Origin of the sequence: Serratia sp. CY74737, assembly GCF_052166775.1 — a bacterium.
GTDB lineage: Bacteria > Pseudomonadota > Gammaproteobacteria > Enterobacterales > Enterobacteriaceae > Serratia > Serratia ureilytica.
The window spans coordinates 1-26,104 of sequence record NZ_JBJNOF010000003.1; the positions used below are offsets into that span (position 1 = coordinate 1).

Below are 26,104 nucleotides of genomic sequence, written 5' to 3' on the forward strand. Positions count from 1 at the left end.
GATGTACCTGGCTTCCGCCGTGCTGAAACGCTTTGACGACGAAGGCCGTCAGAAAGAAGATCTGCCGCTGGTGCATTGGGGCGTGCAAGACAGCCTGCAGCGCCGCACAAAAATCCCGCTGTTTTGATCGCGCTACGTAAAATCTGCAAGAAATCACCACCCTGGATACTGCGCTTTTAACGCTCGACTGCTTATATTCATCACAAATTTTGTGTATATAACCGCTATAGGACTTAAGGTGGTGAATAGATGAAAATAAGCCGCTATTTTCTATTTATGTTATTAATCGGAAATTCACCTTAATAATAAATGCATTAAAGAAGCAGCCAAAGGAAAGCAGAAAAGGATTTTTACGCAATGTTAAAGAAATGTTGTTTTTTGCCGGCAAAACCAACGGTCAACAAATCAACAACATATTGATGAGCCTAAGAAAAAACTAAACAATTCAAAACAAAATCGGCTATTGAGTCCCAGGCGAAAAAGCCATATATTGGTCGCGCTTTTCACAAGGCAGTTACTTTTCTAATTCATTAATTCAATCGTTGCGTCTTGAGACCTTCGGTTGTAGGAGAGATATGATGACGGATAAAGTCCGTATTGATACTTTAGTTGCAAACTCATTAAACGGAAACAATGAAACCTATTTGGCGCGTCAAGCCGAATTTGAGTCGAATGTTAGGAGTTATCCGCGCAAATTGCCGTTGGCAATTGCGAAAGCCCAGGGCGTTTGGATCACTGATGTTGAGAATAATCAATATCTTGATTGCCTGGCCGGGGCGGGAACGTTGGCTCTTGGACATAATCACCCCGACGTCCTGCAAAGCATCCAAAATGTCATTACCAGCGGCTTGCCGTTACATACTCTCGATCTCACGACCCCGTTGAAAGATCGTTTCTCCGACTACCTGCTCTCTCTGTTGCCGGGCGAAGGCAAAGGGTACTGCCTGCAGTTCTGCGGCCCGTCCGGCGCCGATGCGGTGGAAGCCGCGCTGAAGCTGGCGAAAAAACACACTGGCCGTTCCGGCGTGATCAGCTTCTCCGGCGGCTACCACGGCATGACCCACGGCGCGCTGTCGGTCACCGGCAACCTGTCGCCGAAAGCGGCCATCAACGGCATGATGCCGGAAGTGCAATTCATGCCTTACCCGCATGAATACCGCTGCCCGCTGGGCATCGGCGGCGAAGCCGGCGTCAAGGCGCTGACCTACTACTTCGATAATCTGATTAACGACGTGGAAAGCGGCGTGCGTAAACCGGCGGCGGTGATCCTGGAAGCCGTTCAGGGCGAAGGCGGGGTTAACCCGGCCCCGGCCGAGTGGCTGCAGCGCATTCGCAAAGTGACGCAGGAACACGGCATTCTGCTGATCATCGACGAAGTTCAGGCCGGTTTCGCCCGTACGGGCAAGCTGTTCGCCTTCGAACACGCCGGCATCGAGCCGGACATCATCGTGATGTCGAAAGCGGTCGGCGGCGGCTTGCCGCTCGCGGTGCTGGGCATCAAAAAAGAGTTCGACGCCTGGGAACCGGGCCACCACACCGGCACCTTCCGCGGCAACCAGCTGGCGATGGCCACCGGCCTGACCACTCTGCAGTACCTGAAGGAGCATAAGGTCGCCGACAAAGTGGCCGCTCAGGGCGAATGGCTCAAAGGCAAGCTGGCCGAGCTGCAGAAACGTTATCCGGTGATCGGCCACGTCCGCGGTCTGGGCCTGATGATCGGCATCGAGATCGTCAAGCCGAACGAAGCGCAGGATCACATGGGCTGCTACCCGGCCGATGGCGAGCTGTCCGCGCTGCTGCAGAAAAAATGCTTCGAATCCGGCTTGATCCTGGAGCGCGGCGGGCGCAACGGCTGCGTGCTCCGTCTGTTGCCTTCCCTGCTGATCACCAATGATGAGCTGGGTATTTTCCTGGATAAATTTGAGCAGGCGCTGTTGGCCGCCGGCGTCAAGCCAGTCTGATTGGAGCGAATGACCGCGATGTCCAAGTTAAACCCGATTCTGGCTTCCTCGGCGCACAGCGCCGAGGCTTACCGCCAGGCGATCGCACAGAGCAGTGAAGCCGTCGTGCAGTGGCTGCAACAGCCCGAGATGTATCAGGGCAAAAGCGTTGCCGAACTGCGCGAACGCATCCAGCTCGACTTTACCCCGCAAGGCCTGGGCAACCAGGCGGCGATCGAGCGCGCCATCGAGTACTTTTTGAAAGACAGCCTGTCGGTGCACCACCCGCAGTGCGTGGCGCACCTGCACTGCCCGAGCCTGGTGATTAGCCAGGCCGCTGAAGTGCTGATCAACGCCACCAACCAGAGCATGGACTCCTGGGATCAGAGCCCGTCGGCCACGCTGATCGAAATGAAGCTGATCGAGTGGCTGCGCGCCCAGGTCGGTTACCAGCCCGGCGACGCCGGGGTGTTCACCAGCGGCGGCACCCAGAGCAACCTGATGGGGCTGATGCTGGCGCGCGATGCATTCTTCGCGCGTCAGGGCCACTCCGTGCAGCAGGACGGTCTGGTGGGCGATCTGCGCAAGCTGAAAGTGTTCTGTTCTGAAAACGCCCACTTCTCGGTGCAGAAGAACATGGCGCTGATGGGCCTTGGCTACCAGTCCGTCACGCTGGTGAAAACCGATCGCTTCGCCCGCATGGACGTGAACGATCTGGCGCAAAAACTGGCGCAGGCCAAGGCTAACGGCGAGCAGGTGATGGCGATCGTCGCCACCGCCGGCACCACCGATGCCGGTGCCATTGACCCGCTGCGCGATATCGCGCGGCTGGCGGCGGAGCAGAAAATTTGGGTGCACGTGGATGCGGCCTGGGGCGGCGCGCTGCTGCTCTCCGAGCAGTACCGCGACTACCTGGACGGCCTGGAGCTGGTGGACTCCATCACCCTGGACTTCCATAAGCAGTTCTTCCAGACCATCAGCTGCGGCGCCTTCCTGTTGAAAGACGAGCGCCACTACGAGCTGATGCGCTATCAGGCGGCCTACCTGAACTCCGAATTTGACGAAGCGCAAGGCGTGCCGAACCTGGTCTCCAAATCGCTGCAGACCACCCGCCGCTTCGATGCGTTGAAGCTGTGGATGGGGCTGGAAGCGCTGGGGCAGAAGCAGTATGCCGAGATCATCGATCATGGCGTCTCGCTGGCGCAACAGGTGGCGCGTTACATCGCCGACCAGGAATCGCTGGAACTGGTGATGCAGCCGCAGCTGGCCAGCGTGCTGTTCCGCTACCTTCCGGCGCCGCTGGCGGCAAAAGGCGACGCGGCCGTCGCGCTGTTCAACCAGCGCATCGGTGACGCCTTGCTGGAGTCGGGCCGCGCCAACGTCGGCGTGACCGAGTTCGATGGCGTGACCTGCCTGAAGATGACGCTGCTTAACCCGATCGTGACGCTGGAAGACATCAAGCTGCTGCTGGCGCTGGTCGAGAAAACCGCGCAGCAGCTGCCGGTGTAACCCTCCGCCACTGCGCATTAAAAGCCGATACCCCCCAGGTTATCGGCTTTTTTATTGCCCATCAGAGCGCAAGTGACGCAGCGCTTACGCTGATATACTGCAGTAAACGCCTTCTCTTATTTCCGGCGCCACAGGATAAATGCATGACCGACCCTGATTTCAACCTGCTGACCGCGCTCGACGCGCTGCTGTCGACGGGCAGCGTAGCTGGCGCGGCGCGACGTCTCGGTTTAAGCGCCTCGGCGATGAGCCGCACCCTCAGCCGACTGCGCACGGCCACCGGCGATCCGCTGTTGGTGCGCGCCGGGCGTCATATGGTGCTGACGCCTTATGCCGAAACGCTGCGCGAACGGGTGCGAAACGCGGCATTCGAAGCTCGGGCGCTGCTGCGTCCAACGCCGAACGCGCTGGATCCCGCCACGCTCGACCGGACCTTTACGCTGCGCGCCAACGACGGCTTCGTCGAGGCCTTCGGCCCGGCGCTGATCGCCGCCGCTGCGCAACAGGCGCCACGGGCGCGGCTGCGCTTTGCGCCCAAGCCCGAGAAAAGCGACCGCCCCCTGCGTGAGGGCCTGGTCGATCTGGAGATTGGCGTGCTGGGCGAAATGGGGCCGGAAATCCGCCTGCAGGCGCTGTTTCGCGACCGCTTCGTCGGCGTGATGAGAAGCGCGCATCCACTGGCGCAGCGGCCCAGGATAGGCGCCGCCGAGTACGCCGCCTGCGGCCACGTGGTGGCCTCGCGCAGCGGGCGCATTCTCGGGCCGGTAGACGCCGCGTTGGCGGAGCTGGGGCTGATGCGCCAGATTGCCGCCGTGGTGCCGAGCTTTCCGGCCGCGCTGGCGGTAGCGCAAGCCTCAGACCTGCTGGCGCTGTTGCCCGCCTCCTTTGTGCATGCTCATCCGGACGACGGCCCGCTGCGCATGTTCGAGCTGCCGGTGAAAACGCCGCCCATTACCGTCTCGCAAATGTGGCACCCGCGCCTGGACGCTGAAGCGGAGCACCGCTGGCTGCGGCAGTTGGTGTTGGCCGTCTGCCGCCAACGGGCGTAGGCACCGTGCTCATCAAGTGACAATGTCACTAAACATTCCCTTACGGCGCCGCTCGCCCGTTTAAATCGGCCAGATAGGCGCAAAACATGTCCGCCATCGCGTCGGCATAAGCCACAATCTCCGCATCGCTGCGCGGCGTTTCGGAGAATTGCTTGCCCGCCGCCCCCAGCGTGCCGACGATCAGCTCGCCTGCCAACGTACGGACGCCTTCCGCCGCATCGGGCAACGCTTCGCCCATAAACACCTGCACGATGTCTTTGCCGGTGGCCTTCGCCGCCTGCGCCTCTGGCGCATCGCGGTACAACGGCGCCGCATCGTTCAGCGCCACGCGCATCTGCGCCTCTTCACATTCCGAACGGATAAATGTCTGCACCAGCAACCGCAAACGCTCGAACGGCGCAGTCTCTCGATCGGCCAGAATGCCGCTCAGCATGGCGGTGGTCTGCCGCCATTCGTCGCTTTGCAAACGGAACAGGATCGCCGCTTTGTTGGGAAAATACTGATAAAGCGAACCGATACTGACGCCGGCGCGTTCAGCCACTCTGGCGGTAGTGAAACGCGCGGCGCCCTCCTGCGCCAAAACCTGAATAGCGGCGGTCAAAATGGCGGAGACCAATTCGGCGGATCGCGCCTGTTGCGGTTGTTTTCTCGAGGAAATTTGCTTACTGCGGCGTTCAATCATAGCGGGCGGCCAATGCGAATAGAGAAATGCGAATAGTTCGTCATATTATAGCGGCACGCGCTTTCGCGCTCACTTTTTCTACGGGAGTTTTGCCATGAGTACCCTGACCACCGCGCCGTTGGCGCCGCTGCTAAGCACCCTGTTCCAGCAGGCCGCCGGCCGTTCACCGGCGCTCGCCTCCCTGTTCCGCGACGTGCCTGACGAAGAGCAAAATCGACTGATGCAGAGTAAAACCGACTATCGTGAACTCTACCATCGCCTGAAGGATTTCCCCCTGGCGGTGTCGCCGGAAACCGGCGCATTGCTGTACATGCTGGCGCGCGGTTGTCGGGCGCAAAACATCGTCGAATTCGGCACGTCGTTCGGTATTTCAACGCTGCACCTGGCCGCCGCGCTGCGCGACAACGGCGGCGGCCGGTTGATCACCTGCGAATTTGAACCGAGCAAAGCGGCGCAGGCGCGCCACAACCTGACCAAAGGCGGCGTCGTCGATCTGGTGGAGATCCGCGTGGGCGATGCCCTGGAAACGCTGCGCGACGATCTGCCGGCCACTGTCGACCTGCTGTTGCTGGACGGCGCCAAGGGGCTTTACCCCGATATCCTCGCGCTGCTGGAAAATCGTCTGCGCCCCGGCGCGCTGATCGTCGCCGACAACGCCGATTACAGCCCGGATTATCTGACGCGCGTGCGTTCTCCGGCGTCGGGTTATCTCTCCACGCCGTTCGCGGATGACGTCGAGCTGTCGATACGCCTTTAACTCCCTCATCGCGCGGGGGTTGTTCCCCCTCGCGCGATCGTACAACATAGCGTGCATGATGCCTGACACAGTGAAACGCCCATGACGCTTCCCCCTCTTTGGCCGGTGTTCGACGGCCATAACGACCTGCTGCTCAACCTGTGGCTGCAGCACGATGACGATCCGGTCAGCGCCTTTTATTCGCACGTCACGCCGGGCCACCTCGACTTTCCACGTATGCGGCGCGGCGGATTCTGCGGCGGGCTGTTCGCGGTGTTTATTCCTCCGGTCAGCTATATCGCCCAGATGCGTAATCAAACGCTGGAGGACGCGCAGGCCGCGTTCGATCCGCTGGCGATAGCCGAACGGCAGATAGCCATCCTGCACCAGTTGGAACGCGCCTCTCAGGGGCAGTTGCGCCTCTGCCGCACGGCTACCGAGATAGAACAGTGCCGCCTCGACGGGCAAATCGCCGCGGTGCTGCATATCGAAGGCGCCGGCATGATCGACGCGGCGCTGACGCAGCTGGCGGCCTTCTATCGGCTGGGCGTGCGCAGCATCGGGCCGTTCTGGAATCTGCCGAACGCCTTCGGCACCGGCGTCAGCGGGCCATTCCCCGGCTCACCCGATACCGGCCCCGGCCTGACGCCGGCCGGTGAAGCGCTGATCCGCGCCTGCAACCAGCGCCGCATCATGATTGACGTCTCGCACATGAACGAGAAAACCTTCTGGCAAACCGCCGCGTTGAGCACCGCACCGCTGGTCGCCACCCACTCCAATGCCCACGCCCTCTGCCCGCAGCCGCGCAACCTGACCGATACGCAGCTGGACGCTATCGCCCAGAGCGACGGTATGGTCGGCGTCAATTTCGGCACCGCCTTCCTGCGGGCTGACGGAAAACGTGACAGTGCAACGACAGGCTTAACAGAAATTGTTAAACACGTTGAGTATTTGATCGCTAAACTTGGTGAAGATCGCGTGGGATTTGGCTCAGATTTTGACGGGGTTAACGTACCGCAACCGTTGGAGGACGCCGCAGGCCTGCCGCGCCTGACGCAAGCGCTCAAGCAGGCGGGGTTTGACGACCGGCTGCTGGAGAAGCTGACCTGGCGCAACTGGCTGAACGTGCTCTCCGCCACCTGGGGTGAATAACCCGGTTACGCTTTAACGGTTGCGATCTCCGTCACATTTCGTCAACATTGAGCCAGCCGAATGCGAATTTTTCTCATTGGCTTCGAACTATCACGATGCATGCAAAGGAGCACCGCTATGACTACCTGGACCAAACCTGAGTTTGTTGACCTGCGTCTGGGGCTGGAAGTGACACTGTACATTTCCAACCGTTAATCGCCTGTCTGCCCGCCTTTCGCGCGGGCATTTCTTTCCTTCTTTTTCTGGTTCAGACATGCAGATAAAAGTTCTCGGCTCGGCAGCGGGCGGCGGCTTTCCCCAGTGGAATTGCAACTGCGACAACTGCCGGGGCGTTCGCAGCTACAGCATCAACGCCACGCGCCGCACGCAGTCTTCCATCGCCGTCAGCGACGACGGTAAAAACTGGGTGCTGTGCAACGTTTCCCCGGACATTTGCCATCAGCTGCTGGCCTCGCCCGAATTGAACAATCCCGACGTGCTGCGCGGCACCGGCATCGGCGCGATCGTGCTGACCGACAGCCAGATCGATCACAGCGCGGGCTTGCTCAATTTGCGTGAGGGCTGCCCGCATCAGGTCTGGTGCACCCCCGAAGTGCACGACGATCTCAGCACCGGTTTCCCGGTGTTTCCCATGCTCTCTCACTGGAACGGCGGGTTGATCCATCACCCGGTGACGCCCGGCGAGCCGTTCCACACGGCGGTCTGCCCAAACGTGCGCTTCACCGCCATTCCGCTGCTCAGCAACGCGCCGCCCTATTCGCCGTACCGCGATCGCCCGCTGCCGGGCCACAACGTGGCGCTGTTTATCGAAGATACCGCGCGCGGGGTCGGTCTGCTGTACGCGCCGGGCCTGGGTGAGCCGGACGAGGCTTTGATGCCCTGGCTGCGCCGGGCGGATTGTCTGCTGATCGACGGCACGCTCTGGCGCGACAACGAGCTGGCCAACGCCGGCGTGGGGCGCAATACCGGCAAAGACATGGGGCACCTGGCGCTGGCGGAAGAGCACGGGCTGGCTGCCCTGCTCAGCACCTTGCCCGCCAAACGCAAGATCTTGATCCACATTAACAATACCAACCCGATCCTCAATGAAGACTCCGCGGAACGGCAGAGCCTGAGCGCCGCCGGCATCGAAGTGAGCTGGGACGGCATGAATATCGAACTGTAGGGAATCGCCATGACGCAACCACTCCCCCTGACTCCGCAGGCATTTGAAGCGGCGCTGCGCGCCAAAGGCGCTTATTATCATATCCATCACCCGTATCACATCGCGATGCACAACGGCGAAGCGACCCGTGAGCAGATCCAGGGCTGGGTGGCCAACCGTTTCTACTATCAGACCAGCATTCCGATCAAGGATGCGGCGATCATGGCCAACTGCCCGCAGCCGGAAACCCGTCGCAAATGGGTGCAGCGCATTCTGGATCACGACGGTTACGGCGGCAGCGAAGGCGGCATCGAGGCCTGGCTGCGCCTGGGCGAGGCGGTTGGGCTGCAGCGCGACGCCCTGCTATCCGAGCAGCTGGTGCTGCCCGGCGTGCGTTTCGCGGTGGATGCCTACGTCAACTTCGCGCGCCGCGCCTGTTGGCAGGAAGCGGCCTGCAGCTCGCTGACCGAGCTGTTCGCGCCGCAGATCCACCAGTCGCGCCTCGACAGCTGGCCGCAGCACTACCCGTGGATCGACGCCGCCGGCTACGACTATTTCCGCAGTCGCCTCGGCCAGGCCAACCGCGACGTGGAGCACGGACTGGCGCTGGCGCTGGACTATTGCGATACCGTTGAAAAACAGCAGCGCATGCTGGAAATCCTGCAGTTCAAGCTGGATATTTTGTGGAGCATGCTGGACGCCATGAGCATGGCCTATACCCTGAACCGCCCGCCTTACCACAGCGTGACCGCCGCGCGGGTCTGGCACAATCAGAGGCTGGTGTAATGACACTGAATCCTGAACACACCCCCGTCTTCCGCCGCGGCTACCGCCTGCAATGGGAGCAGGTGCAAAACAGCCACGTGATCCTCTACCCGGAAGGCATGGCCAAACTGAACGACAGCGCCGCCGCCATCCTGCAGCTGGTTGACGGCAACACCACGCTGAACGGCATCATCGCGCAGCTGAACGCCCGCTTCCCCGGCGCCGAGGGGCTGGCGGACGACGTGCTGGCGTTTTTCCAGCGCGCCTACGAACAAAAATGGGTGACCTTCCGTGACTGAGCCACGCGCGCCGGCGGTAAATCCGCCGCTCTGGCTGCTGGCGGAGCTGACCTATCGCTGCCCGCTGCAGTGCCCCTATTGCTCCAACCCGCTCGACTTTGCCGCGCAGGAAAAAGAGCTGACGACCGAGCAATGGATCGCGGTGTTTCGCCAGGCGCGGGCGATGGGCAGCGTACAGCTCGGTTTCTCCGGCGGCGAGCCGTTGGTGCGTAAAGACCTGCCCGAGCTGATCGCCGCCGCGCGCGATCTCGGGTTTTACACCAACCTGATCACCTCCGGCATCGGCCTGACCGAGAAAAAGCTGCAGACCTTCGCCGACGCCGGGCTGGATCATATTCAGATCAGTTTTCAGGCCAGCGATGAAACGCTGAACGCTGCACTGGCGGGCTCCGCCAAGGCGTTTCAGCAGAAGCTGGCGATGGCCAAGGCGGTCAAGGCGCTCGGCTATCCGATGGTGCTTAACTTCGTCTTGCATCGCCATAATATCGGCCAGATCGACCGCATCATCGAACTGGCGATCCAGCTGGATGCCGACGACGTCGAGCTGGCGACCTGCCAGTTCTACGGCTGGGCGCACCTGAACCGTGAAGGCCTGCTGCCGACCCGCGAACAGATCGCCGAGGCGGAAGCCGTGGTGAAACGCTATCGCGAACGCATGGCTGCCGACGGCAAGCTGGCCAACCTGCTGTTCGTCACGCCGGATTACTATGAGGAACGCCCCAAAGGCTGCATGGGCGGTTGGGGGGCTATTTTCATGAGCGTGACGCCGGAAGGCATGGCGTTACCCTGTCACAGCGCCCGTCAGTTACCGATCGCCTTTCCGTCGGTGCTGGAGCACGATCTGCAGCATATCTGGTATCACTCCTTCGGCTTTAACCGCTATCGCGGCTATGACTGGATGCCTGAGCCCTGCCGTTCCTGTTCGGAGAAAGAGAAAGACTACGGCGGCTGCCGCTGCCAGGCGTTCATGCTGACCGGCGACGCCGACAACGCCGATCCGGTGTGCGGCAAGTCGCCGCACCATGGCACCATTCTGGCGGCGCGTGAAGCGGCGAATAGCTCGCAGATCGGCATCGATCAGCTGCGTTTTCGCAATCAGACCAACTCCCGATTGATCTTCAAGGGCTGACGATGACACTCGCCGCCTCGTGGCAGCTCGATAACGGTTTGGCCGTCAGGGCGATTAGCACCCCTGACGCCGAGGCCGCCGCCGCGCTGGTGCGCATCGAGGCGGGCAGCTTTCAAGCGCCTGCCGCCTGGCCGGGCCTGGCGCATCTGCTGGAGCATATGCTGTTTCGCGGCAGCGTGAACTTTAGCGCGCAGGATGGGCTGATGGGCTGGACGCCGGCGGTCGGCGGCCGGTTAAACGCCACGACCCAGGCCACGCAAACCGCGTTTTTCTTTGAGGTGGGCGCCGAACAGCTGGCGGAGGGGTTGGCCAGGCTGATCGATATGCTCGCCATCCCACAGCTGGCGGCTGAGGCAATCGCCCAGGAGATCGAGGTCATCGACGCCGAATATCGCCTGCTGCGCGCCGACGGTGAAACCCGCTGCGAAGCGGCGCAGCGGCAGATGTTCAGCGGCATTGACGCGTTGCACCGCTTTCATATCGGCAGCCGCGCCGCTTTCGGCAGCGATATTCCCGCGTTGCAGCGGGTGCTGCGGCAGTTTCACCACCACTATTACCGCGCGCCGAACATCACGCTGTGGCTGCAAGGCCCGCAATCGCTCGAGCAGTTGCATGCGCTGGCGCAGCGCTACGGCGGCGCCTTGCCGCCGGGCAGCGTCGCGCCGCCCGAGGCATTGCCGCCGCTGGCCGCCGGGCAAGATTACACGCTGTCTCTGCCCGGCGCGCCGCAGCTGCGGTTGGTGTTTGCCCTGCCGCACTCCCGTTCACGCGGCTGGCTGCGGCGGCTGGAGCGTTTATTGCTGGACGAAGCCCCTGGCGGGCTGCTGGCACGGCTGCGCGCTCACGCGTGGGCCGACGCCGTTAGGCTGGATTACGCCCGCTGCGCTGAAAACAGCGCCCTGCTGAGTTTTATTTTTACCGTCAATCACGGCTCGGCGTCTGAAGCCGCCCACATCGAAAGCGCCTTGCTGGCCTGGTTGCAGGCGCTGATCGCGCTGACACCGGCTCAGCTTGCGCATTTCGGGCAACTGGCAAACCGCGATTTCCACCGTTTGGCGCCGCTCGATCAGTTGCGCGCCAGAGCATTTGGGCTGCCGCCGGTGGAGCCGAACGACGATTGGCCACGGCATATTTCGGCGCTGATTAGCGCGCCGCATCGCCGTCTGGCCGTGCTGCCCGAGGGAGGCGGTGAAACGCGTGAAATTCAAGGGCTGCCGTTGGCGCTCGCGCCCTTCGTCCGCACCGTGCCGACGCCCACAATAGATCCTTTCCGCTTTTTCTCCACCTCGGCGGCGCTGCCGATCCCGCCCCTGCCGGCCGGCCAGGCGCCGCTGCGGCATCTGCACCCCGACGAAGCGCAGCCGGTGCTGCTGCTGCGCCCATCGCCGCATGGCGCTCTCAGCGAAGAACAGGCCTGTGGTTTGCAGGCGGCATTGCGCCCTGGAGCGGCCGAGTTAGCGCATCGGGAGGGACATTTAAGCTTCGAGCGCCACCAGGGCGTGTGGTTGTTACAGCTGGCGGGCAGCGCAGCGCTGCTCTGCCACGGCCTGAACGTCGTGAATCGGGCCCTGGCGGCGCTGCCGCCGGCCGTCATCAACGAGGCGGCGAGAAACCTGCGCCACGCGCAGCTCAAAGCGCAAAACGATATCGCCATTCGCCGCCTGTTAGCCCAATTGCCGGCGGCGTTGAGCGTATCAACGGCAACGGACCCACTCTGGCACGCCACCCTGGTCGGCGGCGACGGCGAGTTAAAACGGCGGCTGTCGCATTTGCTGTATGACTTTCCTTTTCCCATAACCGACGAGGTTAAGCGTCCGACGCCTCTGCATCACCACCCCGTCACCCTGACGGAAAGCGGCGCAGAACACGCCTTGCTGCAATTTTACCCGCTGCCAAACGACGAAGCCGAAGGGCGTTGGGCGCTGCGCGTGCTGGCCCGGCTTTACGCGCCGCGTTACTTCCAGCAGTTGCGCGTCGAGCGTAACGTGGGTTACGTGGTGCAATGCGCCTTTCATCGCAGCGCCGATGCCGAAGGCCTGCTGTTTGCGCTGCAATCCCCGACGTTCGCCGTTGAGCAGCTGCGGCAGTTAACCGACGAATTCTTGCTGCAGATGCGCCATGAACTGGCGCACCTCGGCGCCGGCGAACTGGAGCTGGCGCAACAGGCGCTGCGGCAAAGCGTGCAGCGCCTCAGCGCCGAGCCGCTACAGCGCGCCCGGGAAATCGCCCTGGAAAATCGCCACCGGGTGGCGCAGGTTGCCTCTCTGACTGCCGCGCAGCTCGTACACTGGCAGAAACGGATATTCCTCTAAGCCAAACCGAGGTTGTGCCGATAACGTCGGCTTTTCCCTCATAAAAACAGTTACATATCCTTAACAAGCGCACCTCCATCAATGTTACAATAGTCGCCAATAACGACCTTTTCACCTTTAAGAATCAGTATGTTATCGGAGATTATTCAATGTCAGATGCCAATGCACGTTCGGGCATAAAACTTACGCTGTGGTGTTGCCTGTTGGGCATCATCCTGGCCGCCACCGGCCTGTTCTTCACCGTCGCCGGCGGCAAACTGCTCACGCTGGGCGGCAGCGCCTACTTCCTGATTGCCGGCCTCGTCATCCTGCTGTCGGCCATTCAGTTTTTCCGCCGCAAGTCCTCAGCGGTTTGGCTGTTCCTGGCGGTGTTCATCGGCACCGTCATTTGGGCGCCGTTGGACGCCGGTTTTGATTTCTGGCCGTTGATTTCCCGCCTGATGGTGCCGACCGGCCTGATGCTGCTGGCCTTCCTCACCTGGCCGGCGCTGCGCAAGCGCGAAGGCAAAGCGCCGTTGGCCAAGCCGGCTTACCTGCTCTCCGCCTTGCTGGCGGTCGGCATGATCGGCGCCTTTATCCAAATGTTCCAGCCGCATCCCACCGTTGCCTTCAGCGGCCAGCCGCTGCCGCTGATCCCGGTTGATAAAGCGCAACAGCAGAAGGATTGGGATAACTACGGCAATACGCCGGGCGGCAGCCGTTTCGTCGCGCTGGATCAGATCACCCGCGATAACGTGCGGGAGCTGAAAGTCGCCTGGACGTTCCATACGGGTGACATCCCTATCAGCCCAGATGGCAACGGCGCGGAAGATCAGCAAACGCCGCTGCAGATCGGCAACCGCATTTTCCTGTGCACGCCGCATAACAATGTGATCGCCGTCGACGCCGACAGCGGCGAAGAAATTTGGCGGCGAGAAGTCAACGCCAAGTCGCAGGTATGGAACCGCTGTCGCGGCCTGGCCTACTTCGACGTCAACAAGCCGTTGCCCGCGCCGAGCGTGCCGGGTTCAACCCCCGCCGCGCCCGTCGCGCTGGCGGCCGGCGACAGCTGCCAACGGCGCATATTGATGAACACCATCGACGCGCGCCTGATGGCGATTAACGCCGACAACGGCGAATTCTGCCAACACTTCGGCAACCAGGGCGTGGTGGACCTGAAGGCCGGTCTGGGCGACGCCGCCGATCCGAAATATCAACTGACGTCGGCGCCGACGCTGGCCGGTACCACCGTGGTGGTCGGCGGACGCGTTGCCGATAACGTGCAAACCGATATGCCCGGCGGCGTGTTGCGCGGCTTCAACGTGATCACCGGCGAAATGCGCTGGGCGTTTGACCCGGGCAATCCGCAGCCGAACGCTGCCCTGAAACCGGATCAACACTTCGTGCGCAGCACCCCGAACTCCTGGGCGCCGATGTCGTACGATCCGGCGATGAACACAGTCTTCCTGCCGATGGGCAGCTCCTCCGTCGATCTGTGGGGCGCCAACCGCAACGCGCTGGATCACCGATACGGCGCCTCGGTGCTGGCGCTCGACGCGACCACCGGCAAAGAGAAATGGGTCTATCAGACCGTGCATAACGATCTGTGGGACTTCGATCTGCCGATGCAGCCCAGCCTGCTCGATTTCCCGATGCAGGACGGCACCACCCGCCCTGCGCTGGTTATCGGCACCAAAAGCGGGCAGATCTTCGTGCTGGATCGCCATACCGGCAAACCGCTGACCGAAGTGAAGGAACTGCCGGTGAAGACCCGCACCATTCCGGGCGAGCAATATTCCGCCACGCAGCCGTTCTCCGTCGGCATGCCGCAGATTGGCGCGCAGAAGCTCAGCGAGTCCGACATGTGGGGCGCTACGCCATTCGATCAATTGATGTGCCGCATCAGCTTTAAATCGATGCGTTATGACGGCCTGTTCACCGCGCCGGACACCGACGTTTCCCTCAGCTTCCCCGGCTCGCTGGGCGGCATGAACTGGGGCGGTCTCTCTACCGACCCGAACAACCGTTATATTTTCGCCAACGATATGCGTCTGGGCCTGTGGGTGCAGATGATCCCGCAGAAAGCCGACGCAGGCGCGCCGGCCGGCAACGGCGGTGAGGCCGTGAATACCGGCATGGGCGCCGTCCCGCTCAAAGGCACGCCGTATGCCGTCAATAAGAATCGCTTCATGTCGCCGCTGGGCATTCCTTGCCAAAAACCGCCGTTCGGCACCCTCTCCGCCATCGATTTGCAGACGCGCAAAGTGGTGTGGCAGGTTCCGGTAGGAACGGTGCAGGATACCGGGCCGTTCGGCATCAAAATGCGCGCGCAGATGCCGGTCGGCATGCCGACGCTGGGCGGCACGCTGGCGACTCAAGGCGGCCTGGTGTTTATCGCCGGTACGCAGGATTATTATCTGCGCGCCTTTGATTCGTCCACCGGGCAAGAGCTGTGGAAAGCGCGCTTGCCGGTCGGCAGCGGCGGCACGCCGATGAGTTACGTCTCGCCGACCACCGGTAAGCAGTATGTCGTCATTTCCGCCGGCGGCGCACGTCAGTCGCCGGATCGCGGTGATTACGTCATCGCCTACGCGCTGGATAAATAATCGCCGGAACGCCGGTTAAATAAAGCGGCGAACCGCGCTCAATGGGCATTTAGAGGGAGACGTTGCATGACGTCCCCTTTTTTTTGGGTTTATTGCCTGAACAGCAGAATATTAACCATCCGTTTCATTTTCATGCCTTTTCCTCTTTTCATTAGAAACATCCTGTTCTAACGCGCCTTTATCCTGTGAAGACACCGCCGCCCGGCCTGTCACTTCCGCGCGCCCCATAAAAAACCCCCATCGTTGCGATGGGGGCTGAGTAGCGTGAAACGGATCAACGGCTATCAGAAGCGCCAGGTCAGACCGGCATTGACGCTGTTGTCCTGATGGTTGGACGACAATTGCCCGCCGTAACCGAGGGACAACACGGCGTTTTTGTTAACCCAAACATCGACGCCCGCCTTCAGAACCGCCCCGTCACGGGAAACGGGGACGCTGTTCACGTCGAACGCCGCATCGCTGCGTTTGAACATCAGCTGTGTTTTACGCTCCAGCTTGCCGTACTGATGTTGCCAACCCAGCTCGCCGCGCAGCGCGATCGCCACGCTGTCGGTCTGCCATTGCGTATCGGCGCGCAGGCCCAGCGTCGAAGCGGTGGCGGACTGACTTTGCTTATCGCCGCGCAGCGCCGCCGCCCCGCCTTGCTCGTTGATCCCCTCGTTGCGATAGTGGGTGTACGCCAGGTTGGCGAACGGCTCAAGATTGACCACGTCGTTGCTCCAATCGTAACCGCTTTCGATAAACAGCTGACCGGTGCGCGCGTTATAGCGGGCCTTTTCGCGATCCGCCTGCACGCCGTAGTTTACCGAGCGCGACGTGTCGATGCGATGCCAGGTATAGGTGCCGCCCGCTCGCAGCGCCAACGCGCCGAAACGTTTGTCGCCGTACAGCCCCAGATGGTAGTTGTCGCTGTGAGCATCTGACTGATAGCCGCCATCCAGCGACGTGCGGGTATACCCGGTCATCACGCCCAGACGGCCGTCGTCAAACAGTTCGCTGTCCAGACCCAACAGCACGCCATAGGTGGATGTCTGGTAACCGGTGGCGTTGTCGTTGCCGGAAGCATGCCCCCAATTGCCCAGCAGTTTCGCCCAGGCGCCATTATCATCCGCTTTGATATCGGAAGCGGTGCGGCGGCCTTCAGCCTGGCGCAAGCGCTCGGTGGCGGTATCGCGCAGATTACGGCTTTCGTTGATCTGGGCGGAAGCCATATCCGCGTGGATCTGGCCGGACAGTTGACGGGTCGCCTGCTGCAATTCTCTGGCCGAAGTGAAGCCGAGGAAGCTTTCATAAACCGGATGGCCGGCCACGGGGCTGGTCGCTTCGGTAACGGCTGTCGCCTCGCCTTCAACGCCCTGCAGGGCGGTTAGCGCTTCAGCGGTAGGCGCCGCGACGCTGCGTTTGGCCGTTTCCGTGACCGGTTCCGTGGCGTTGAGCGTTTCCACCGCGCGGGCGACCGCTTTCTCGTTTTCGGTGCTGGCCAGGCTGTCAAAACGGGCGGCGGTGCGCGTGATCCCAAGGCCGACGTCATTGCCCTGATAGTCCAGCGTCACGTTGACAAACGGATACGAAGGATTGGCATTTTCGAAGCGGCCGGTCACGCCATCCGTCGTCGTCAGGATGGTGTATTTGTTGCCCAGCAGGCTTTGCGCCTCATTTTGCGACAGCAGGTTTTTGCTGTGCTCCAGGCTGACGTTCACACTGCCGCCGTAGAGGAAAGCGCGCCGCGCTTCGATTTTATCGCTGCGGCCATTGTCTGCGACCTCGACGTTATACTGCGAACCGCGATCAAACACGGCGTCATGCAACACGTGCAGCGTACCTATGCCATTTCCCGGCGTCACGCTGCCGCCCCGAACCGCTCTGAACGCCCCCACCGTGCCGTCGCCGGCCAGCGTGCCGCTATTTTCGATATAGACATTGGACGCCACCGAACCGTTGATCGCCAGCACGCCCTGTTTCACCCAGGTGTTACCACTGTATGTATTATTGCCTAACAGCGCCAGCGTACCGGCGCCCGTTTTGGTCAACCCGCCGTGGCCGCGGATGTCATTGCTCCACGAATCGAAGTCGCATTCGCCCGACGTGCAACGCCGCTCAACCGGGGTTCCGGCTTCGACGATATTCCCAAGACCGGGGATATTCACCACAAACTGTTTTTCACTGTTGGAACCCGGCACATAGAATTCCTGCGGAATATCCTCTTGGGTGATAAACATCTTCGGCCCGTTGATCGCATCGCGTAAATTGACGCGGCCCCAACCGAATAAATGATCAATGCCGGCCTCGCCTAAATCGGTGGCAGTGGTTTTGATGACCGCGGATATTTGAGCTGCGCTCATATAAGGGAAGCGCTGCATCAATACGGCGGCAAATCCGGTGACGTGTGGCGCCGCCATGGAGGTGCCCGACATATTTCCGTAATCGGGTTTAACCGTCAGCTCGCCCTTATTATAGGCTTCGCGGTTCACCGCCCCGCCGGTATTGGAAACCAGCTCTCCTACGCTGCTGTAAATACTGCTGCCCGGCGCTGACACGCAAAAACTGGCCGTATGTCCGCAGCTGGTTGAGGAAACGCTTAACTTATCGTTATTACTCAGATTGGTCACGATCAGATAATTGTTTAATACCTCAGGGAAAGCATAGGGCAGTGACTTTTGCGCCTCAGGAATATTGTAGTTATTGTAATTGCCGGCCGAGAAAACGATCAGCTTGCCATGCTTGGCGGCGCGCAGCAGCGTCGCCATGGCGCTGTGCCCGCCGGTGGGCACGGGTTGCTCGCTGCCCCATTCCAGGTTGGACTTATTGCGCATCACTTCATTGATGACGTCGGTTTTCACCCACGCCACATAGTCAGGCCGCCCGTTCGGCAGCCAAATGGTGTTGCCATTGGCATCCTTTCTGACCGCCGGTGGGATCCCCCAGCTGTTATTGATAACCCGGGCTGGGCTCTGGATCAGTTCTTCGCGGCCGTTGCGATTGCCGAAGTCGTTCAACTTGGCGCCGATAATGTCCGCGTCGTAGGCGACGCCATGCATACCGGAGCCGTCTCTTTTGGCGGCTGCAATACCGGCGACATGCGTGCCATGCGTGCCGAATGACATATTATCTTGTTTATCATACGAGAAATTATAGCTGCCGTTATCCAGCCGCGTCAGTTTACCGGCAAATTCCGGATGAGAGAGAATGGCATCATCAATAACGCCAATCGTCACGCCTTTTCCGGTATAGCCTCTGGCATAGGCGAACTCGGCGGAAATAGCCTCAAGCCCCCATTGGCGATTAAATTCTGCGGTTTTCCAACTGTCGGGCGAACCTAATTGTCCTGGTTCCCGATAAGCAGCAAGAGATGAATGAAGAGACAAGCCATAACAACCAAGAAACACGCAATACGCTAACTTCAATTTTTTATTAAGTATCATTTTACGCTCCATGTTTATTTATACCCAGAAGAAAACTGACGTTTTAACTGCGCTGAAACCTCCTATGATCGTGAAACGACAGATAACGCATGCCTGCCCGACGCGGGCCGCATAAAACAGGCTGAGTGATAAGAATTCGGGCGTGCGGACATGAAGATGTCACCACGCCATACGCTTAGGGCGCAGAAGTGCAGACAGGTGGCGAATGTACGTTTGCCGGCGATAAACCCGGCGCCGTTATACCGGCACGGCTCGGCCATCCGGCCGAAGCGCGAGAATCAGGCTGTGAGTGCATCCCGCTCAATCATCCAGTTTTGTTAATGATTTTCATTCGCGAGGCTATCTTATACGTAAGCAAAGTGTCAACAGATGAAACAAAACATTTCTTGATTTGCATCATAACTTTCACCGCAAACGTCGGCGACAAGTGCGTCGGCCACCGCTGAGCCGGGCATAACATGGCACTTTTTACCGCCCGACATGCGGATTTTGTCAGTCATGATGCATAAGAGAGGCGGTATGACGAGTGAAAGAGCAGCAGAAAGACTGAACATTTCCTCAAAAAGAAACATCAGGTTTGATTACTTTTTTGCGGTTATTAAACCGCCTGGTCGGAGCACTTATTTTTCGATGCAATATAAGAGGGGCTTATAAATAACAGGAGTATTCCTAATGCGTTCTTGCGTAATCTATTTCATGCTACCAGGCCGATTTTTAGCCGCGCCCGCTGGCTATTCCCATTTTCATTGGCAAGACTATATTGAAAGAGGCTCTGCTATAGAGCAAGAATATGGGTAATTTTCCGAGGAAATACCGCATGAGCCTGTTGCCCGAGCAGACTAATAACAAAAATCCGATCGACCTCTACAGCGAAATCGTAGACGACTTGCCGGGTCTGATCTGTTTCGGCAACCGCCTTGGCGGTTACTTCAACAAGCAGTGGCGCGACTATACCGGCGCAATCGCCGGTGAGCACGGCGCCGCAGACTGGCTCGAGGCCCTGCACCCTGACGATCGCGAACGCCTGGCCGCGCAATGGCGCCAGGCCATCGTTGCCCTCTCCTCGTTCGCCGGCGAAGCCCGTCTGCGCGAGCGCAGCGGCGCCTACCGGTGGTTTATGCTGGCGTTTAACGCCCGCCAGGACGGCAAGGCGCTGGAGCCCAGCTGGTACCTCACCGCTACCGACATCCATCCGCAAATGCTGCAACGCCAGCAAAACGTTCAGGCGCTCTCTATCCAGCAAGACATGCTGGACGCCAGCGTCGACTGCATCAAAGTGATCAATCGCGACGGCACGCTGCGCCACATGAACCGCTCCGGCAGCCTGGCGCTCGGCCTCGATCCGGCGCAAAAAGAGTTTGGCATGCCCTGGCTGGGGCTGTTGTCGCCCGAAGTTCGCCGCCGCGGCAGCAAAGCGTTGCGCAGCGTCAAAGCCGGTAAGAATGCGCGTTTCGCGGGATTGAGCGTGACGCCGCAGGGCAAAAAACAGCATTGGGACAACATCCTCTCTCCCGTCAGCGATGAGCACGGCGCCGTAGCCGAGATCTTGTGCGTCTCACGGGATGTGACGTCGCAGCGCGTGATGGAGCAACGCCTGCTGTTTGCCAGCGAGTATGACGAACTGACCGGCCTGCCCAACCGGCGCCTCTTCAAGAAAAAGCTGAAGCAAGAGATGAAGCGTGCCCTGCACGGCAACAAGTCGCTCGGGCTGATGCTGCTGGATCTTGACCATTTCAAACTGGTGAACGATACGCTGGGCCACGCGGCGGGCGATCATCTGCTGCGGGTGCTGGGCAAAAGGCTCAGCGCCTGCATGAATACTCATTCGTTCGTCTCTCGCCTCGGCGGCGACGAGTTCGCCGTCGTGATCAGCGACGTCGAAAACGAGCAGGATATTTTCCGCATCGCCAACAAGTTTCTGCTGCAGCTGGAGACGCCGATCACCCACGGCGGCAAGACGTTGCATTGCGGCATGAGCATCGGTGGCGCCATCTATCCCAAAGATGCCCGCGATGCGTCAGAGCTGATGAAGTGCGCCGATACCGCGCTGTATGAACTGAAAGAAGGCGGCCGCGGCGGCGTCTACATGTTCGACAGCAAGATGATGGACAAAGCCCGCGCCCGCGCCAGTCAGCTCAACTACGCGCGCCAGATCGTGCGCGATAATTGCATTCGCCCCAACTACCAGCCGAAGGTCAGCCTCGCCGATGGCAGCATCGTCGGCTTCGAAGCGCTGCTGCGCTGGCATTGCCCGCAAAACGGCATACAGCTGCCGGCGACGGTCAGCGAGGCCTTCAACGACTACGAACTGGCGACCAAAATCAGCGAAGCCATGCAGCTGAAAGTCTTCGCCGATATCGCCCGCTGGCGCGCGGCCGGCGTGGCAGTGCGGCCCGTTTCGCTGAACGTGTCGCCGATCGAGTTTTTACGCGACAACTACGCCGAAACCTTCCTGCAACGCCTGCTGAAGTTCCACATTCCCCACCACCTGATCGAACTGGAAGTGACCGAACACGCGTTCAACAAGCACGGTTCGAAATACGTACTGCGCGCGCTGCACATGCTCAAAGAGATGGGTATCCGTATCGCGCTGGACGACTTCGGCACTGGCCACTCCTCGTTCAGCCATATCATGGACTACCCGCTGGACTGCATTAAGCTGGACTGCGACTTCATTCAACGCATGAACACCGAACCGGCGATCCTGGCGATCGTGGAAAGCATCGGCATTCTCGGTCAAAAGCTGTCGATCGATATCATCGCCGAAGGCGTGGAAACCGAGCAGCAGCGCCAAACGCTGTGCGAAGCCGGTTTCCATATCGGCCAGGGGTTTTTGTTCAGCCCGGCGGTGGGATCCCAGCAGGTGCCGACGCTGCTGCAGGCGATACTTCAGCCTACCGAAGGCGGCATGGCGAATCGTTAAATCGGCATCGCATGCCCCACATTCGGGGGGCTTGGTCCCCCCTCTTTTCCTCTGCTTGTTTCACGCCTCCCGCACCGGAAGATTTGTGAGAGCCCTCACAAAGCATAAACGTATCTTTACATTTTTGAACGGTTAAGCTTCCGTTCTGTCAGATTTGAGTGTATTCCAGAGCGTCAAAACGATTCTTTTTCCACTCAATTGGGAACGTTACCGGAGACTTGTTAAGAAATAGTTAATTTAAATCAATGCACTACAAATAATAGCAGGAGGTACTGCGATGCACGAAAGGCAAGAGAAGAATGCAATGTTCATTTCGTTCGATGCCGTCTCGGTCTCGGGGATCACGGTGGAAGCAATGAAGATTGCCAAACGACTGCAAGCCTGTGGATTTCGCTCTTATCTTGATTTGGGATACGACATCAAGATTGATAAGGGAAACTTTAATAAACCCTATCAGTATGAGCATGACATCTACCGCGATGTCTTTACGCTGGTCCGCCTGGACGACATCACGTCGATTCCAGATTACCACCCCGCCTTTCTCGACTACGCGCACGCGGCGTTGATCGGCCAGAAAACGCCCATTGACGAGCAAGAAAAAGCCGCTTTGTTGCATACCATCGCGTTGACGGCGCGGCAGCTGGCGGATCGCCTCATCGCCCAATGGGAAGCGCTCGCAATCAGCCATGTGGTGGTGGAAAACGGCACGCTGCCGGAAAACATCATCTATACCAAAGCGCTGTATCTGGCGATCGAAGATTATGGCCGACGTTATCGACTGACGCGTTTCGTCATCTGGCGCGATCATGACCTGATGTGGAACAGCGAAAAAAAGGTGCTCAAATACGGCCCGCCGCCTTATTCTCACGCCATCAAACCAATCCCTTCAAAATACATTACCTATGTCACGCTCAATCACGATCTGAAGCAAAAGCTGGAGGCCTGGTGCAATCATGATGTCCATGTCGAGGTAAAGAAAAATACCTATGACTTCTCGGACAGTCACGAAAGAACGAATGTCAGAAAGCAGATGAATATTCGCGATAATGATCTTCTCATTGCCAGAACCACCCGCATCATCCCTCAGAAAAGATTGGATCGCGATATTATACTGATCAGCCGGCTTAACGATTTATTTATCCGCGACCACAACACGCGACGCGCCTATTTGGCGATCGCCGGCAATGAATATGAAAATCCGTCATGTTATCTGCAACTCGCTAAATTGGCGCAGGAACTGAATGTTCTCCCCTATGTCAAATTCGTCGGCATGCTTCCTCATGTCGATATGCGCTCGGAAAACGACGCGTTTTGCATAGAGGACCTCTATCACTCTTGCGACCTGGTCTCTTTTCTCACCTCGTATGATTATGATAGCTATGGCAATCCTATCGGCGAAGCGATCAGTTGCCGCCGTTGCTATATCACCACTCGCTACGAATATTATCACGAAGTCTACGGCCGGCATGGGTTTGAAGCGCCCGTCATGCCGATCTCCGAGTTACAGGATGGGCCGCCGAACGACGAATTCATCCAGGAAGTCTACCGGTTCATTAATAACAAGGAGAAGATGAAGCGCGTGGCGGAAAAGAATTACGCGCTGGGCAAGCGGATTTTATCCAACAACGTCATGGAGTTCTTAAATATCAGCTAATCATCGAATGACGTGACATTTCATTTTCAGACAAGCCATTTCTAACTGTGGACTTTCATTAGCCCTTGGAGGATCTATGCGTGATACTGTTTTTGTGTCTGTCGTACTGCCCGTTTATAATGAAAGCGACCGTATTGAGGCGGTTTTACTTTCGCTGTTCAATCAGCACACCAAGAATGAATTAATCACCCACGACACTTACGAACTGATTGTCGTTGATAACAACTCCACCGATGATTCCGTCGCTAAAATAAACGCGTTTAGTGAAAGGCATCCGGCTATGGCCATTCATGTTATCGCCGAAACGGTGCAGGGTGTCTCCTCGGCCAGAAAACGCGGCATGGACTATGCGTCGCTGCGTTCTAAAGCCCGCGACAGCCGGCTGGGAAATAAACGCAAGCACTATATCGTTTCCGCCGATGCCGATTGCACCGTGGATGCATTTTGGCTTTACGAGCTGGTGAATACCATGATCGAGCAACAAGGCGACCTGGGCACCTGCAACTATTACTACCCTCCCGCAGAGTTTGAGCACCGCCCCAACCTGTTCCGCGAGATCCAAAAAACGCTGCGTCTGCGCGAATTTTCGTTCTCCCTGTTCGGCGGCTTCCCCGACGGCAAAGGGTTCGGGGTGGAGCGCAGCCTGTATGACGCGGTAGGCGGCATCGAAATCTTCTACCAGCTCAACCATGGCCGCTTTGTCGAACACCTGTCCGACGACTGGGACTTCGGCATTAAGGTCATCGCCTACGGCGGCAAGCCGGTTTACGCTCGCCATGCTTACGTTGAGATCAACAGCCGCCGGGTGGACACCATTCTCGATGAGGTGATTAACGGCATCGCCTACGGCAAGGACGGCATCATTATCATGAAGGACGTCCGGCCGGACGTTGAGCGGCAGAAAACCGCGCTGGCGGACGCCACGCCGGCGGAGGCGAAACTGGCCTGGGACTACTCGGTCAAGGACTACACGCCAAAAAATATCTTACTGCCGGTGCTGCTCAATCCGTATCTGCTGTTGGAAAACAGCGAAGTGCGCGATTTCTTCTCCTGCCCGCTGGCCGACAGCCTCTACCGTCGCATTCACGAGCTGAAACACGAGATGCGCCTCATCGATTTCAAACCGATCCATGCCTACAAAACCCCCGCCTATCGGCTCTACCTCGAATTTCGCGATGCGTTGTTTGCCGCCATGCGGCGTGCCGTCGGTGACGATATCGGCTTCCCGCCCGCATTGCCGGCCTGCTTCGATACGATCAAAGACGAGGATTTCACCCGCTTTGTTTATTACTTCTGTGAAGACCGCGAGTCCGGCGAAGCCCACAACTATTTCGGCAACGGAGGGGTATTCTGATGAACGACGAAGCCTTGCACTCATTGCTGGATATCGATGAAAACTATCCCACGCCGCGGGTGAACGCGTTCCTGGCGCAACCGGAAAACCGGGCCTTTCTGGAGTACGTCCATAAGGATCCGTTCGGCTGTCACGTGTTCCCCGGCGATCTCGTCGATTACCCGCTGGCCGCGTTTTTTGCCGATATGGAGGCCGACATTCGCCAGGCGGGCAAAATCCACCTCTGGGCCTATATCCCGACCTGCCGCTATCGCTGCCATTTTTGTCAGTACCCCACGGTGATCCTCAATCCCAAGGCGCCCACCTCTCAGGCGGTATTCCGCGATTTGGTCGATTTCAACATCAAGGAGGCGCAAATGTGGCTGGCGCGCGTGCCCAGCCTGGCCGAAGTGGAAATCGGCGAATTCAACGTCTTTGGCGGCACGCCGTCCTTGCTGCCGGAGCCGGAACTGCGCCGCATGATGGCCTTCTACTTCAGCCACTTTAACTTCGCCAACGCCACCCTGCGCTTCGAAGGGGAGCCCGGCACCCTGAACAAAGCCTATCTGGCGCTGCTGAAAGAGCTCGGCTTCAGCAAAATCAGTTTCGGCACCCAATCCTTCAATGACGACATCATCACCGCCTGCGGGCGTATGCACTCGGCCGAAGAGTGCGTGGAGACCATTCATCATGCGCGCGCGCTCGGCATTGATTGGGTCAGCGTGGATCTCATTTACGGCATGCTGGGCCAAAGCGTGGACGACGTGAAATACGACATGGAAAAAACCCTCGAGCTGAATCTGTCGCACGTCGTCTGCACCAAGCTGCACATGGATGAGTTTATTAAAAATCGCACCGGCGTCTCGGGCGAGCGCGAAAGCCTGTGGCAGAAAAAGGGGCTGATCAGCATCAACAACCTGCGCTTCCCTGGGCTGGGCAAACAGTACCAAATGCGCGAGCTGGTCGAGAACTACCTGAATGGCGGCTATACCGAACACCCCACCATGTACTTTCACCGCAATGATCAACAGCCGGAAAAGTGGAAATCGCTCATCACCGATCTCGACAAGCAGTATCCGGAAGTGGCGATCGGTTTGGGCGGCAGCTCCAAATCGACGCGATCCGAAGCCATCAACATCACCGGTTACAAGAAGTACAAGGAGGCGCTCAACCAAGACCGCCTGCCCATCGAGGAAAGCCGCGGTTTCTCCCCGATCCAGCGTGAAGTGAACGCCTTCAAAATGGCGCTCTCCACCTTGCTGCCGGTGGACGATCGGGTGTTTAAACGGCGCTTTGACGGCAACAGCCTGTTTGCTAACCCGGTCATCCGCCGCACGTTGAAAACCCTGGTGGATAAAGCGCTGGTCACCGTCGATGGTCCGTGCGTGACGCTCACGCCCATCGGCGTCACGCTGGTCGAAGCCATTATCAATACCCAATTTTCCGCCGCATTCGCCAATCAGGAGTGAA

The 26,104-nt window shown here is 59.2% G+C and carries 18 protein-coding genes and 1 pseudogene; 17 read left to right on the forward strand and 2 right to left on the reverse strand.

Annotated features, from left to right (window positions below; genetic code table 11):
• The 4 genes and pseudogenes from ACJ8PE_RS05800 to ACJ8PE_RS05815 all read left to right on the forward strand — a co-directional run.
• Nucleotides 1–103 (forward strand): annotated as a pseudogene (locus tag ACJ8PE_RS05800) (acyl-CoA dehydrogenase domain-containing protein); the annotation flags it as partial.
• 475 nt (nucleotides 104–578) lie between these two features.
• Nucleotides 579–1,961, forward strand: a complete 1,383-nt coding sequence (locus ACJ8PE_RS05805; RefSeq protein WP_071845182.1) for a diaminobutyrate--2-oxoglutarate transaminase — start codon at nucleotides 579–581, stop codon at nucleotides 1,959–1,961.
• Between the two features lie 18 nt (nucleotides 1,962–1,979).
• A complete protein-coding gene (locus ACJ8PE_RS05810; RefSeq protein ID WP_197792381.1) occupies nucleotides 1,980–3,449 on the forward strand; it encodes a pyridoxal phosphate-dependent decarboxylase family protein in 1,470 nt (489 codons plus the stop codon).
• 143 nt (nucleotides 3,450–3,592) lie between these two features.
• Entirely contained in the window at nucleotides 3,593–4,498 is a 906-nt protein-coding gene (locus tag ACJ8PE_RS05815; protein WP_197792380.1) for a LysR family transcriptional regulator, read from the forward strand.
• Nucleotides 4,499–4,538: 40 nt separating this feature from the next.
• On the opposite strand, the gene ACJ8PE_RS05820 is transcribed toward ACJ8PE_RS05815, so the two are convergent.
• Nucleotides 4,539–5,180 carry a TetR family transcriptional regulator gene (locus ACJ8PE_RS05820; RefSeq protein ID WP_197760515.1) on the reverse strand — a complete coding sequence of 214 codons (642 nt, stop codon included), beginning with the start codon at nucleotides 5,178–5,180 and terminating at the stop codon, nucleotides 4,539–4,541.
• 94 nt (nucleotides 5,181–5,274) lie between these two features.
• Here ACJ8PE_RS05820 and ACJ8PE_RS05825 point away from each other — a divergent pair, with 94 nt between their 5' ends.
• From ACJ8PE_RS05825 to ACJ8PE_RS05865, 9 genes are all read left to right on the forward strand, one after another.
• Nucleotides 5,275–5,937, forward strand: a complete 663-nt coding sequence (locus ACJ8PE_RS05825) for an O-methyltransferase (RefSeq protein WP_197792379.1) — start codon at nucleotides 5,275–5,277, stop codon at nucleotides 5,935–5,937.
• Nucleotides 5,938–6,018: 81 nt separating this feature from the next.
• The gene (locus ACJ8PE_RS05830) at nucleotides 6,019–7,068 is read left to right on the forward strand and encodes a dipeptidase (protein WP_197792378.1); all 1,050 of its coding nucleotides are present in this window, start codon (nucleotides 6,019–6,021) and stop codon (nucleotides 7,066–7,068) included.
• A 117-nt stretch (nucleotides 7,069–7,185) separates the two neighbouring features.
• The gene (gene pqqA, locus ACJ8PE_RS05835; RefSeq protein WP_004937827.1) at nucleotides 7,186–7,263 is read left to right on the forward strand and encodes a pyrroloquinoline quinone precursor peptide PqqA; all 78 of its coding nucleotides are present in this window, start codon (nucleotides 7,186–7,188) and stop codon (nucleotides 7,261–7,263) included.
• A gap of 58 nt (nucleotides 7,264–7,321) precedes the next feature.
• A complete protein-coding gene (gene pqqB, locus ACJ8PE_RS05840; RefSeq protein WP_197792376.1) occupies nucleotides 7,322–8,233 on the forward strand; it encodes a pyrroloquinoline quinone biosynthesis protein PqqB in 912 nt (303 codons plus the stop codon).
• Nucleotides 8,234–8,242: 9 nt separating this feature from the next.
• Nucleotides 8,243–8,998: a pyrroloquinoline-quinone synthase PqqC gene (gene pqqC, locus ACJ8PE_RS05845; RefSeq protein WP_089194742.1), complete on the forward strand. Its 756-nt coding sequence runs from the start codon at nucleotides 8,243–8,245 to the stop codon at nucleotides 8,996–8,998.
• Complete coding sequence (pqqD, locus tag ACJ8PE_RS05850; protein ID WP_033643059.1) at nucleotides 8,998–9,276, forward strand: pyrroloquinoline quinone biosynthesis peptide chaperone PqqD; 279 nt, start codon at nucleotides 8,998–9,000, stop codon at nucleotides 9,274–9,276. Before pqqC ends, pqqD begins: the two co-directional genes overlap by 1 nt.
• Complete coding sequence (gene pqqE, locus ACJ8PE_RS05855) at nucleotides 9,269–10,405, forward strand: pyrroloquinoline quinone biosynthesis protein PqqE (RefSeq protein ID WP_197792374.1); 1,137 nt, start codon at nucleotides 9,269–9,271, stop codon at nucleotides 10,403–10,405. The genes pqqD and pqqE overlap by 8 nt, the downstream gene beginning before the upstream one ends.
• A gap of 2 nt (nucleotides 10,406–10,407) precedes the next feature.
• Nucleotides 10,408–12,717 carry a pyrroloquinoline quinone biosynthesis protein PqqF gene (gene pqqF / locus ACJ8PE_RS05860; protein ID WP_442536726.1) on the forward strand — a complete coding sequence of 770 codons (2,310 nt, stop codon included), beginning with the start codon at nucleotides 10,408–10,410 and terminating at the stop codon, nucleotides 12,715–12,717.
• A gap of 149 nt (nucleotides 12,718–12,866) precedes the next feature.
• Nucleotides 12,867–15,302 (forward strand): glucose/quinate/shikimate family membrane-bound PQQ-dependent dehydrogenase, encoded by a 2,436-nt coding sequence (locus tag ACJ8PE_RS05865; RefSeq protein WP_197792370.1) that lies wholly within the window; start codon nucleotides 12,867–12,869, stop codon nucleotides 15,300–15,302.
• Nucleotides 15,303–15,586: 284 nt separating this feature from the next.
• On the opposite strand, the gene ACJ8PE_RS05870 is transcribed toward ACJ8PE_RS05865, so the two are convergent.
• Nucleotides 15,587–18,517: an autotransporter domain-containing protein gene (locus tag ACJ8PE_RS05870; RefSeq protein WP_442536727.1), complete on the reverse strand. Its 2,931-nt coding sequence runs from the start codon at nucleotides 18,515–18,517 to the stop codon at nucleotides 15,587–15,589.
• Between the two features lie 1,024 nt (nucleotides 18,518–19,541).
• Between ACJ8PE_RS05870 and ACJ8PE_RS05875 the strand changes: the two genes are divergently transcribed.
• The 4 genes from ACJ8PE_RS05875 (at nucleotide 19,542) to ACJ8PE_RS05890 (ending at nucleotide 26,103) form a co-directional block, all read left to right on the forward strand.
• Nucleotides 19,542–21,647, forward strand: coding sequence for a putative bifunctional diguanylate cyclase/phosphodiesterase (locus tag ACJ8PE_RS05875; protein ID WP_197760520.1), 2,106 nt, complete (start codon nucleotides 19,542–19,544; stop codon nucleotides 21,645–21,647).
• 277 nt (nucleotides 21,648–21,924) lie between these two features.
• Nucleotides 21,925–23,301 carry a glycosyl transferase family 2 gene (locus ACJ8PE_RS05880; RefSeq protein ID WP_404768917.1) on the forward strand — a complete coding sequence of 459 codons (1,377 nt, stop codon included), beginning with the start codon at nucleotides 21,925–21,927 and terminating at the stop codon, nucleotides 23,299–23,301.
• 76 nt (nucleotides 23,302–23,377) lie between these two features.
• Nucleotides 23,378–24,655: a glycosyltransferase family 2 protein gene (locus tag ACJ8PE_RS05885; RefSeq protein ID WP_197760522.1), complete on the forward strand. Its 1,278-nt coding sequence runs from the start codon at nucleotides 23,378–23,380 to the stop codon at nucleotides 24,653–24,655.
• Entirely contained in the window at nucleotides 24,655–26,103 is a 1,449-nt protein-coding gene (locus ACJ8PE_RS05890) for a radical SAM protein (RefSeq protein WP_197792364.1), read from the forward strand. The genes ACJ8PE_RS05885 and ACJ8PE_RS05890 overlap by 1 nt, the downstream gene beginning before the upstream one ends.
• Nucleotide 26,104: the final 1 nt, after the last annotated feature.